The 12,823-nt window shown below is 44.6% G+C and carries 12 protein-coding genes; all 12 read right to left on the bottom strand.

From position 1 onward, the window contains the following. Nucleotides 1-67: 67 nt before the first annotated feature. Nucleotides 68-1,246 carry a MalY/PatB family protein gene (locus A3842_RS07740; RefSeq protein WP_074100981.1) on the bottom strand — a complete coding sequence of 393 codons (1,179 nt, stop codon included), beginning with the start codon at nt 1,244-1,246 and terminating at the stop codon, nt 68-70. 81 nt (nt 1,247-1,327) lie between these two features. Beyond that, a complete protein-coding gene (locus tag A3842_RS07735; RefSeq protein WP_083609517.1) occupies nt 1,328-2,200 on the bottom strand; it encodes a DUF4097 family beta strand repeat-containing protein in 873 nt (290 codons plus the stop codon). Nucleotides 2,201-2,203: 3 nt separating this feature from the next. Beyond that, on the bottom strand, nt 2,204-2,908 hold the full coding sequence (locus tag A3842_RS07730) for an ABC transporter permease (RefSeq protein WP_074100979.1): 705 nt from the start codon (nt 2,906-2,908) through the stop codon (nt 2,204-2,206). A gap of 1 nt (nt 2,909) precedes the next feature. Continuing rightward, nucleotides 2,910-3,824 (bottom strand): ABC transporter ATP-binding protein, encoded by a 915-nt coding sequence (locus A3842_RS07725; RefSeq protein WP_074100978.1) that lies wholly within the window; start codon nt 3,822-3,824, stop codon nt 2,910-2,912. A gap of 205 nt (nt 3,825-4,029) precedes the next feature. Then, the gene (locus A3842_RS07720; RefSeq protein WP_074086033.1) at nt 4,030-4,773 is read right to left on the bottom strand and encodes a response regulator transcription factor; all 744 of its coding nucleotides are present in this window, start codon (nt 4,771-4,773) and stop codon (nt 4,030-4,032) included. After that, nucleotides 4,770-6,095 carry a sensor histidine kinase gene (locus tag A3842_RS07715; protein ID WP_074100977.1) on the bottom strand — a complete coding sequence of 442 codons (1,326 nt, stop codon included), beginning with the start codon at nt 6,093-6,095 and terminating at the stop codon, nt 4,770-4,772. Before A3842_RS07715 ends, A3842_RS07720 begins: the two co-directional genes overlap by 4 nt. Before the next feature lie 256 nt (nt 6,096-6,351). Continuing rightward, complete coding sequence (locus A3842_RS07710) at nt 6,352-7,005, bottom strand: deoxynucleoside kinase (protein WP_074086031.1); 654 nt, start codon at nt 7,003-7,005, stop codon at nt 6,352-6,354. Beyond that, a complete protein-coding gene (locus tag A3842_RS07705; RefSeq protein ID WP_074100976.1) occupies nt 7,002-7,625 on the bottom strand; it encodes a deoxynucleoside kinase in 624 nt (207 codons plus the stop codon). Before A3842_RS07705 ends, A3842_RS07710 begins: the two co-directional genes overlap by 4 nt. Nucleotides 7,626-7,865: 240 nt before the next feature. Continuing rightward, complete coding sequence (locus A3842_RS07700) at nt 7,866-8,846, bottom strand: phosphotransferase enzyme family protein (protein ID WP_074100975.1); 981 nt, start codon at nt 8,844-8,846, stop codon at nt 7,866-7,868. Between the two features lie 265 nt (nt 8,847-9,111). Beyond that, nucleotides 9,112-10,248, bottom strand: coding sequence for a carboxynorspermidine decarboxylase (nspC, locus tag A3842_RS07695; protein WP_074087479.1), 1,137 nt, complete (start codon nt 10,246-10,248; stop codon nt 9,112-9,114). Nucleotides 10,249-10,268: 20 nt separating this feature from the next. Next, nucleotides 10,269-11,468, bottom strand: a complete 1,200-nt coding sequence (locus A3842_RS07690; RefSeq protein ID WP_074087477.1) for a saccharopine dehydrogenase family protein — start codon at nt 11,466-11,468, stop codon at nt 10,269-10,271. A 614-nt stretch (nt 11,469-12,082) separates the two neighbouring features. After that, complete coding sequence (locus A3842_RS07685; RefSeq protein WP_083609516.1) at nt 12,083-12,631, bottom strand: hypothetical protein; 549 nt, start codon at nt 12,629-12,631, stop codon at nt 12,083-12,085. Between the last annotated feature and the right edge of the window lie 192 nt (nt 12,632-12,823).

Below are 12,823 nucleotides of genomic sequence, written 5' to 3'. Positions count from 1 at the left end.
TAGAAGTCCGCCGTCCCTCCTGAACATCTGTTCAAGGAGATACGGCGGACCTATGAATATCGTGTTCTTATTTTACATAAGGTGCAGCAGCCTGACAGAAACGCTCCAGCGCTTCAGCAAGAACGGAACGCGGGCAAGCCAGATTAATGCGCAGATGGCCTTGACCCTCTGTGCCAAATACAGAACCCTCATTAAATGCGACCTTAGCCTCACGGTACATCAGCTTTTTCAGACCATCAGCGTCCAGTCCGAGTGCACGGCAATCGATCCACAACAGGTAAGTGGCTTCCGGAGTCATTGGCTTCACTTGAGGCAGATGCTCTCCAAGATAACGGGTGGCATACTCCGCATTTCCGCTGATATGCTGCAACAGCTCATCCAGCCATTCCGCGCCTTCATTGTATGCTGCTTCTACAGCCTCTGGCGTGAAGAAAGGAGACATGTGCAGACTGAGCGTCTTAAGCTTGTACTCAAATTTCCTTCTCATTTCCGGATTGGAGGTAACGGTGTATGAGGTTTGCAGTCCCGGCAGATTAAAGGTTTTGGTAGCCGCAAGTGTAGTCAGTGTGATATTCGACAGCTCCTCAGACAAGGAGGCGAACGGAATATGCTTGTGGCCCGGCATTGCCAGATCACAATGAATTTCATCCGAGATTACCGTTACGCCGTACCGCAGGCATAGCTCCCCAAGGCGCAGCAGCTCATCCCGCTCCCACACTCTGCCGCCCGGATTATGCGGACTACACAGCAGCATCAGCTTAGCACCGCCGATCATCAGCTCTTCGAGCTGGTCGTAATCCATGACATAATGGCCTTCTTCAAGTTTCAGCGGATTGATGGCCACCTTGCGGTCATTCATCTGGATCACATCATAAAAAGGATAATACACCGGCGACTGCAGAATCACCTGATCTCCCGGGTTACTGAACAGCTCTACCGAAAGGCTCAGTGATGTAACGATTCCGGGGGAATCCGTAATCCATTCCTTATGAATCTCCCAGTCATGACGTCTGCGGTACCAGCCCGTAATCGCCTCTTTGTAAGAATCGCTCGTCACGCTGTAGCCGTATATCCCCTCCTGCACACGGCGCAGAATGGCTTCTTGTACCGCGGGGGGGCTCTCAAAGTCCATATCCGCCACCCAGAGTGGAAGAATCTCCTTGTCTCCGAACAGCTTTTCGGACTGGTCCCATTTGTAGGAACGGGTATTGCGGCGGTCAATGATACGGTTAAAATCGTACTTCAACTAAAATCACCCCATCCTTTCTGCTTGTTCGTTTATTGTAACATGGGGCGACACTTCCGGCACCCTCATTCAGGTTGACCTTTATTTAATACCGATGCTTCCTGAATGACTTTTGACATATAAGGAATTCTCCCCATCACCAATGGTACCATCTACTTTCTCGTCTGTTTTCTCCGTGGCCCTGAGATTCGCCAAGTGAACCGTTGTATCTCCTTTTGCATTTTCCACTGCCACTTTCAAGCTGGCTGGCGCTGTTTGATAATCAACTTGAATGTCCCCAGTTTTTGTTTCAACTCTCATTTCACCTTTTTCATCTACCCCATTAAGAACGATTTCGCCGCTTTTAGAATAAAGATTCATGATTGAACTGGTTACATTTTTAAAATAAAGGTCATTCCCCCTGGCAGCTACGTCTATTCGTTCAAATGAGCTATCCTTTACATTCAGGTCCCCTTCCATTAAATTTAAGTCCCCTGAATCTGCTTCAACTTGATTTAATTTCATACTGCCTGCTTTATTTTCAACGATTAAATTATGGGTTGCTAGCGTTCGAATATGGATATCTCCTTCATTGTTGACTATTCTGACTTGTTCTACTGTATTTTTGGGGATTAAAACCGTGATGGTTCCCTCTTTATGAAAAGAAAAAGCTGAGAAGGCCCCGCCAATTTGCTTATCTTGTTGAATAACTAAGTTATTCGATTGACGTGTCACTGCAACAGGGGCTTTCTTCTTATCCGTCTGATTCCCCTCAATGTCTACATGGACTTGATTGTCTGTTGATTCCTTCACAAGAAGCTCCCATGAATCATTATTGATTTCAATGCTCTGAATTTCTTTCGCCGGGATATCTTCTGTTAGCTCAAAATCTTGAGATCCATCTTGCAAGCCGATAACGAGGATTCCCACCAGAATAACCGCCATCGATATCCAAATCCACTTATTTGATTTCATAGTTTATGCAACATCCGTTCTGTCAATTTTTCGATACGATAGATAAGCTACAGCTAAACCCAGCAAGCAGAATACGATGGGTACGCCGATAAATTGAAACATGGATACAGAACTGCTTCCATCAGAAACCATAGAATTTAGCAGGATTCCTAAGATTACTGAACTAGTAATTGTTGTGGCAGTAGATTTTTTGCGCATACCAAAAGACAAAGGAATAAGACTTAAGCCGGCTGTCATTACTGAAGCAATAAGGATTGATGGAATGGTAGCCAACACATCTTCCTTTGACGCTGCTGTTTCGAAAAAGTGTACTGTCGGATTTAATAAGACGGTCAATACTTCAATGATGAAGGTGGAGATCACTACACTGAAGAAACAGAAACCAAGCACAATCATTAGCTTTGCTTGAATCACTTTTTTGCGCTGCAGGGGATATGAAAATAACAATTGAATGGTTTTATTTTTATATTCATCAATCACTAGCCTGGAAATAATGATGCCTGAAAAAACAACAAAGGTAATGCGAACAAGGATGTTAGCCAGTGACATGAAGGCTGTAAAATCTAAAAACATGGGTTCATCCTGCGCATTTGACATTAAAGCCATACCGGCAACCATTCCAAAAATAATAACCATACAAATCACAGCCCTTATCCCATACCCCGCCAGATGATTTCTCTTCCATTCGATCTTCATTAATCTGAACATGTTATTTGCCTCCATGAATAAGATTCAGGAAATATTCTTCCAGGTTACTTTGCTGTGTTTCGATGCGATTTACAACAATATCATTTAGCACCAGCTCTTTATTTATGACCGATTGTGATACATCTTGTTGATAGACCCGGATGGTTTCCAGATCAATTGCTTCATAGTCCTGAATGTTCAATTTCCTCTCCAGCACAAGTGAAGCCCGCTTACTGTCAATCACTTTTATTTCCAGGTATTGGGTATTTCCTTTTCTGATTTCACTCATCTTAACTTCCTTTATTAATTGTCCATGATTAATGATTCCGATCGTATCCGCAATGGATTCAATCTCTGAAACAATATGACTAGAGACTAGAATTGTCATACCGTAGTCATTCTTCAGCTCCAGCAAAAGCAGACGGATATCTTTGATCCCCACAGGGTCCAAACCATTAATCGGCTCATCCAAAATCAAAATTTCCGGCTTGGTAAGAATGGCTCTGGCAATTCCCAGGCGCTGTTTCATCCCAAGAGAAAACTCATCTACTTTTTTGTTCTCCACTCCTTTTAAGCCAACCGTTTCCAGCACTTCATGAATGCGATTCTCACCATGATACTGAGTGTACTCACAATGATATTTTAAGTTTTCAATGGCTGTTATCCGGTCATAAAAAACGGGATATTCAATGATACTGCCTATATGCTGCAAGTATTGAAAAGAGGTTGGTGATAGAGGCTGATTCAGCACAACAATCTCACCTGATGTTGGCTTCACCAAATTAAGGATCATTTTCATTATTGTTGTTTTTCCCGCACCATTGGGTCCCAAGAACCCGTAAATTTCGCCTTTTTCAATATGCATGGTTACATCTGAAACAATTTCGTTTCCTTTATAAGCTTTTGACAAGTGATTGATTTGGATTATGGTTTCCATGATTTCTCGCTCCTTATGCGGTGTGGTCTAACTCCCTGCTACGTTTCCAGCATAAGGCTTTGGCCCTCCATTCAAGATGGTAACATCACCAACAGTCCTTTAACCTTCATAGACGGTACGCTTTGTAAAAGAAAAGAAGTGCCGGCCGCCATTTAAGAAATAGCTTCCAGCACTTCATATTAAGATTTCATATGTAAGCAAAAAATTATTGTTGCCTTAAAGCTTCTATCTTTTCAATGGTTTCCTTTTGTAATCTTCTTGAAACCGGACAGCTTTCATTATGATCAAACAAGACTAATTTGTTCTTTTTATCAACGGATCTAATATTGGCTAAATTCACTACAAACGCTCGATGGCAACGGAACAGGCGTTCATCATAACCTGCAATTTCATTTAATTCAGCATAAAAATCAAGAACTTTAGACTTAGTAATTAATCTTATTTTATGTGCAATTTCCATGGTTTCAAAATAAAAAATATCTGAAAAAGGAATTTGAAAGCTGGTGTATTTATTCTCAAAAGAAAAATTATCGGGACTTACCGGAATCGTCCGGCGCGAATCGGCAATCAATAGACACTCTTCAACTTTTTGAATAAATTCTTCTTCCCGTAACTCTTTTTCAATAAAATCCAAAGCAGCCACACGATATTCAAACGTTATCGGTGCAAGCTCAGAATGTGTGGTCACAAAAACAATCGTACCGTATGGATCTTTTTTTCTGATCTCCTTAGCGACAGCCAGTCCTTTATGCTCCTCATGCTTGATCTCCAAATCCAGAAAATACAATTGATGGTCGGCCACATTTTCAATTTGCGATAATAAAAGCTCCGGTTTTGCGGTTGAGAATAGATTCCGGTAACGGATCTGATGCTTTATCGACAATGATTTAATGATTCGTTCCAACCGCTGCTGCTGGATAAGGTTATCCTCTAATATATAAATATTCATTTCCGTTCTCCAGTCTTTCTTAAAATAAGCGTCTGTGAGAATAAGTTCGATTGGACCTCCGTCTCTAGTGACGCGAAGTTATTTTCTTTTAACATTTGCTGCACATTATATAGACCCAAACCTCGCCCCTTGCCTTTGGATGAATATCCGCGTTCTCCTAGCCGTCGTAAACTGACCTTCTCTCCGCTGCTATTTTCAATTTTAATTCGTTGAATGATAGGGTCCTCCAATAACACAATCGAAATCTTCGCTTTTTCCGTCTTTGCCGCTGCTTCAATCGCATTATCCAATAAAATGGAGAGAATCCGGGTGAAAGAAATCAATTCCATGTGTATCCAATGAATGGGTTCTTCAATTTCTAATGCAACATCAATTTTCATCTGCTGGGCCATTATAATTTTGGCAGCCAAGATGCTTTTGACCTCTGATACATGCAGGTTTCGCAGCTTAACAAAGCTATACTCATTCTTACGCATTAATTGCCCGGTTGGCTTAACGGTTTGTTCATACACCTGTTTGACTTGCTCCCAATCCTCCCGATAAATCCCATCCTCCAGGGTCAACAGGATGTTGGCATAGTCATGACGAAAACCTCTGAATTCATCGTATATTTTTTCAAGCTGTGCTGCATAATCCTTAAGTTGCACCAATTGTTCACTTTTAGCTTTTTCAATTTCTCTTTTATGAATATGAGTGTATTGAAACTGCATATACAGCAACGCAATGATAAATAGCAGCCACATTCCTACAAGTAAGGCTCTATGAAATGAATTGAAATCACCCGTTTCATTACCAATGGTTAAAATCGGATACACCGAGATAATGATGATAATGAAGAGAACGATCACTGGAAAAAGAATGACTTTACTGGATTCCTGCAGGATTTCTTTGTTGAGCTGTGGAACATAATGACGCACTAATCTAAGGCCGATTTCATTGATAACAGGCGGTGCAATAGCTGTAAAAAGATACGGAAGATAATCTATATTCGCTGTTGATTGTTTGAAGATACATTCAACCACGCTTGTAATCGGATCTGCAGCCAGATAACCGATAAATGAATTCATTACTAAGGCATATGCTCCGTAAAAAACACCTAAAGCGGTAAACGTTCTATGATTTTTAAAGTAGGAGATACCCACAAAACAGAAAAACAGCGTAATCGCACCCCATACTCCTATAAAATATGTAGAGATAAATCCAATCATTAAAAATACCACTAGCCAAACTGTTATTTCTTTGATTGTAAAGTGATAGCGTGAGATGGATCGGAAAATAAAAAAGAAGCTTAATATTTGAATCGCCATAATCAAATTAATCATTTTGTGCACCACCAGTCTTTACAAGAAAAAAGTTACCTGTTCCCACTAATTTCCTTATCAGTTTATTGACACTCCCCAGTCTAGCACTAAACTTTTATTAACAACAGCATCAAGAAAGACAAGGATCATTTATTGCACGAAGCATATATTATCTTATCCATTCAAAAAAAAGCAACGCTCCAAGGCGCTGCTCCAATTGAACTATACATTATCTTCTCATTACTAACAGTGTCTTCCTCTTCATCCCTGCGCTTCCTTACTTCCCCACTGGTGCCCGGCCAATTGCCGCGCCAACCTTCCGGAGAATCTCCGCCATCGATCCCGGGTCCTTCACATCGTAATCGTCGATGTTCAGGCGCAGTACCGGACAGGCGCTGAACTCGCCAATCCACTGCGAATAGCGGCCGTGCATATGCTCCCAGTAGGAGACATCGGTCTGGATTTCCATCTCGCGTCCTCGTTCATTGATGCGGGTCAGGATCGAGGGCAGGCTGCCTTCGATGTAGATCAGCACGTCTGGATGCGGGAAATACGGTGTCATGACCATGGCCTCATACAGGCTGGTGTAGGTGTCATAGTCGGTCTTGGACATGGTACCCTGATCGGCATGCATTTTGGCAAAAATACCGGTATCCTCATAGATCGAACGGTCCTGTACAAACCCGCCGCCGAGTTCGAACATCTTCTTCTGCTCCTTGAAGCGTTCCGCCAGGAAATAAATCTGCAGATGGAAGCTCCATCTCTCAAAATCATGATAAAACTTCTCCAGGTATGGATTATGGTCCACCTGCTCCAGGGACGTCTGGAAGTTCAGACGCTCGGCCAGGGCTGCGGTCAACGTCGATTTACCGACACCTACCGTACCGGCTACTGTAATAATGGCATTATCCGGGATGTTGTATGGGTTCATGTCATAAGCTCCTTTAAGTGTTCGGCGATCGCAGTGAAGTCTTCCTTGTTCTCTACAAAATCAACCTGATTCCCATCGATGGTCACAATGACTGTCGAAGGCTCGCGGACAGCGAGTGAGGCCATAGCGTCATCATAATCTTCTATTAATTGCTGCATGTATGCAGGTGAAATTTCCTCTTCGAACGGACGGCCGCGTCTGGCGATTCTGGCCATAAGGGTATCCAGATTAGCACGGATATAAAGAATAATATCAGGCTTTGGCAGATCATCCGTCAACACATGATAGATTTCCCGGTATTTGTCCCGCTTCGTCCCCTTCAGTGTACGCTCACCAAAGATCAGATTCTTATAAATATGATAATCCGAAATGACCGGTTTACCTCTATCTATGTACTGGTTCACGGTATCTTCAAGCTGCTTGTAACGGTTGCAGAGAAAAAACATCTCAAGCTGAAAGCTCCAGTCGTCCATATTCTGATAGAACTTATCCAGATACGGATTCTCCTCCACAATTTCTCTAATCACTGGTAGCTCCAGTTCACTGGCCAGCATCGTGGCGAGGGTTGTTTTGCCGGCCCCGATCGGGCCCTCTACTGCTATAAAGGGTGCATGTTTCATTAACGCTGATTTCCTCCTCAAATACGGTCAATCCCGAAGCTGGCTCCGGTATGGAGCATGACTCCGAAGTCTGCAAGGTTCCTTAAAAAACAGACTAAATTATTGTATCACAGAGAGCAGGCCAGGAGTGATTTTAATTTTTCGTCACTCTTCATTCCCTGCTGCTGCAAAAGAGCCTCAGCCCCCACTTCCAGTGGGGACTGAGGCTCTTTATGTGTACAACATTCATTTTTTCTCCAGCTACAGCTTCTCCCCGAACCGGCTGCTGCCGACTTTCAGCGAGCTGTCCAGACGGCTCCGCAGAATAGTTAGCCATTCCGGCTCATGCTCCCACTGTTCCGCCGTAGACCTCAAGATCCGGGCATACCTGTACAAATCAGCAAACCGTCTGCAAGCCGCCAAAGACGGTCCATCCTCCGGCAGATCATACCGGCTGGCGTAACCCTTCAGAAAACAACCCTTCTTATGGGCCTGCTCCTCGGTTGCAACAGCTTCCAGCAGGCTGTCCAGGGCTTGCTCGATATCCACGGCATACCAGTGGTACATGGCATCGTCAAAATCAATGACGTTAACCGTATCCTGTGTCTGATCATAAAAGATATTATCCAGCTCAAAATCATAATGAATCAGTCCGTAATTGCCCGACGTGGCAGACACCCCCGCAAAGTAATCCGCAAGCAGCTCTGTCTCCGCCCTTGCCGCCATTTGTTCCGGGAATGGCTCCAGAATCCGGCGAATCCACTCCAGTACCTCGCTGTGTGTCCATCTTTTACTCTGCACAGGGCTGTAGTCACTGGATAGCCGATGAAGCTCCCCCAAAGCCTGACCGTAGCGGAATACGGTCTGGTCATCTAGAGTAGCATCATCCATTCGCACCCCGGGGACACGCTTAAAGACCGTTGCATAATAAGTCCCCCAAGGCGTCTGCGCTTCTACAAGCTCTGAACCTTTCCGGGAAGGCACAGCCTCAAGCACTCCATATCCACGCTCACGCAGGTACGAGAGGAACTCAAGCTCCGCCAGCAGATTACTTTTAAGCTTCTCTGTCTGTGGCGCGAACCGGAGCAGCTGATTCTTCCCGCCGTTCTCGAAAGGATATATTGCATTGGAGGAAATCCGGTAATACTGGAACAAATGCAGCGATTCCTGGTCATACGCCCAATTCCGCAGCATCATTTCCGCCAACTCTTCATTATTGAACAAATATTTCAATTTTAGCACGCTCTGCAGCAGCTCCTTTTGATTTTTAAGTTTCTTTCACCTTCACTGCAGCAGTAGTTTGATTAGCCCGGCGTTGCATGCCAATCACTCCCTTCCGGTTATACACTGTGATTAGGTTATCACTCTGCATCCTGCGAAGCTACGTACAGAATCGTTATAACCATTTTCTCCGTGCCGTACTTCTGAATAATGGATATAGGAAAAAGCAAAAAAGGCGTCCCGCAAGCCATCACAATGGCTTACAGAACACCTGACTATAAATGAATTATGACAAACGGTTGCTGAAATCGTTATATTCAAACTCGCGGATCACCTTGAGGCCTTCTTCTTCATTATACGAAGCGATGGCCGGCAGGTTCACACCGTTGAACATATGGTTCTTCACCATGGAATAATGCGCCATGTCCAGGAAGACCAGCTTATCACCGTATTTAAGTGGTTCCGGGAAGGAATAATCCCCGATAATATCTCCCGCCAGACAGGTCATGCCGCCGAGTCTATACGTGTACGGATATTCCCCTGGCTCTCCCGCACCGATAATGCCAGGACGGTAGGGCATTGCCAGCACATCGGGCATATGGCATTCCGCCGAGGTGTCCAGGATGGCAATATCCATGCCATTGCGCATGGTATCCAGTACAGTAGCTACCAGGTACCCGGTATTCAGCGCAACCGCCTCACCCGGCTCCAGGTAGATCTGCACATCATAGGTTTCCTTCATATGGAGAATACACTTGATCAGTGTCTCCAGGTCATAATCGGGACGGGTGATATGATGGCCGCCGCCGAAGTTGAGCCACTTCATGCCGTGCAGATATTCACCGAACTTCTCTTCGACTACCTTGAGCGTACGCTCCAGTGTATCCGAGTTCTGTTCGCACATCGTATGGAAATGCAGTCCATCAATACCTTCAAGCTCTTCCGGCCGGAAATTCGGCAGCGTCACGCCCATGCGGGAATAGTTGTAGCAGGGATCATACAGCGGCACTTCAATCTCGGAATATTCCGGGTTCACGCGGATACCGCAGCTGATGGCTTTGGGAGCGGATTGTACCCGCCCCTTGAACCGGTTCCACTGGTCAAACGAGTTGAACACAATGTGATCGGTGTAGCGCAGCAGCTCGTCGAATTCACGGTCCATGTAAGCCGGTGCGTAGACATGCACTTCCTTGCCCATCTCCTCGAAGCCCAGCCGGGCTTCGAATAGAGAGCTGGAAGTAACACCATGCAGGTACTTGCCGACCAGCGGGTACAGCGCGTGCATGGAGAACCCCTTTTGCGCCAGAAGAATCTTCGCTCCTGTACGCTCCTGCACGTAATTCAACGTTTCCAGGTTCTTCGTTAGCAGCCGTTCATCGACTAGATAGGCAGGTGACGGCAGATTGCTGATATCGATATCTATATCCTTCATGATCTAAGGCCCTAATCCAGCAGCGTCGGCGAGAAATCTTCTTGCCAAGGCAGCCCGTGTTTGTTAAGTGCATCCATGAATGGATCCGGATCAAATTCCTCCACGTTGTATACGCCCGGTTTCTTCCAGATGCCTTTTATAATCAACATAGCCCCGATCATAGCAGGAACGCCGGTAGTGTAGGAAATAGCTTGGGAGCCCACTTCTCTGTAGCATTCTTCATGATCGCAGACATTGTACACATAATACGTTTTGGGCTGGCCGTCTTTAGTGCCTTGAATGATACAGCCAATGTTGGTCTTACCCTTGGTTCTTGGTCCCAGGGAAGCCGGGTCAGGCAGAATCGCCTTCAGGAACTGCAAAGGAATTATTTCTTTACCTTCATAGACAATTGGCTCGATGGAAGTCATTCCGACATTCTCAAGCACCTTCAGGTGCGTCAGATAGTTCTGCGAGAAGGTCATCCAGAAGCGGATTTTCTTCACGCCAGGGATATTGGCAGCCAGAGATTCCAGCTCTTCATGATACAAGAGGTAAATATCCTTCGGGCCGATCTCCGGGAGATCGTAGACTTTCTTCTCGGACAATGGTGCGGTTTCGATCCATTCGCCATTCTCAAAGTAACGCCCGTTGGCCGTGATTTCACGAATGTTGATTTCAGGATTGAAGTTGGTCGCGAACGGATAACCATGATCACCCGCATTGGCGTCAACAATATCAATCGTGTGAATTTCGTCAAAATAATGCTTTTGCGCATAGGCCGTGAATACTCCGGTTACCCCGGGGTCAAAGCCACTGCCGAGCAGCGCGGTAATTCCGGCTTTTTCGAATCTTTCTTTGTAAGCCCATTGCCAGGAATATTCGAATTTCGCAGTATCCTGCGGTTCGTAGTTCGCAGTATCGACATAGTGCACTCCCGTTGCCAGGCAGGCATCCATAATGGTCAGGTCCTGATATGGGAGAGCGACATTAATCACGACATCCGGCTGGAAGCTCTTGATCAGTTCGATTACCTCGTCCGTGTTATCTGCATCAAGCTGAGCCGTAGAAATCTTCGTCTGGCCTCCGGCCAATTTATCTTTCAGAGCATCACATTTCGCGACAGTTCTGCTCGCTATGCAGATCTCTTCAAATACATCCGGGTTCTGGCAGCATTTATGAACAACAACGCTCGCTACACCGCCAGCGCCAATAATTAACGCTTTTCCCAAAATTGATTACCTCCCAAAAAAAAGTTTTGTTAGCGTTGCTTCATAAGAATAGCTTCGTACAAAACTTGCTTCGGAAGCAATCGCTATTCCATTTGAAAAATCAACAAGGCTGATTATACATAAAGCAACGCAATAAATCAATAAATAACGACAAAAATTGATACCAAGACTGTAAAATCTCACAATTACCCTGTTAATACTCACGAACACATTAAAATACACTGAAATGCTCTGTTTTCCTTCGTTTTCTCCCCCAACTTCCAGTGTGTGTAAAAGCACTATAAGAAATGGGACTCCACGGACCAGGACAACTAGATAATTGTATCACAGGAGCTGGCTGCTTCATAATTTTTTTTGAAAAGCTATGAAATGGCTGTTCATCATCGCGCAATATTCTCTTTTACCCGATTTCCTTCCTATATTAACTGTTAACCCGCCACCAGAGTTCTTGACTACTCTAACCGGCCCCTCGTTGGGGTTATTATATGTATTCCTGGTAATCCAATACTCGTGATCGTTAGTTGTGGATAAATCATGCTAAATGTATATGCAATAAATCCATGGAAAACCATAGCAGCAAACAGAATCTGCGGTTCACACGGCTCAGCAGGTGATTAAATGATCTGCTTGTTGTCTTTCTTCCCGCTCATCGTGCAATTTTCAATAATCAGCCAGCAGTTTACATCATCCCAGCCTTGAACTGTGCCTTCGATGAGATGTTGCGGATACAGGAAGCTATGATCGACCCGGGAACGAACCGCTTCATAAGCTGTGACTGCAAATCCCCCGTCAGATAAGGCAATATGAATACCATGGATCGAAAAAAACATAACTGAACCAGCTACATGCTGCCCTGTTGAATATCTCTGCTTCATCCGGGTCCACTCTTCCTGATAGGAAGCCATAGCCGTGATCCAAACCTTTTCAAATTCAGCCCGTTCAATAGAAATATCCTCTTCCAACATCTCCACAGCCTGGTCCGTTAAGAAAAAATCGGGGCTACCCGAAATTTCGAAGGCGCCTCCTTGTCTCGCAACGATCTGCCGGTAAGTCTGTTCATCATCTACTTCAAAATAATAAATCTCATCTTCGAAAAACGATTTTATGTATTGGATATTGTTCCGCTCCTTTGAAACGTTTGGCTCCTGGAAAGTGGTATTCACCCATTTAATACGATGATAAAAAAACAGACCGCTGTGACTAATGATAATGGTGTCATGACCAGCTTTTCTTTCTTACTTTTGGAAAAAGCATTCATAGCCGTGTTAATGCTTATAACTATCGCCCCCTTTCTTGTTTTCACCAACTTACATATAATCTCATAAATTCATACTTTTAGACCATACAATTAATAG

It is taken from the genome of Paenibacillus sp. P3E (assembly GCF_001909045.1).
Classification (GTDB): Bacteria; Bacillota; Bacilli; order Paenibacillales; family Paenibacillaceae; genus Paenibacillus_AQ; species Paenibacillus_AQ helianthi.
Note: the sequence above shows the minus strand (reverse complement) of the source record. Positions and strands in the feature narration are given on the sequence as shown.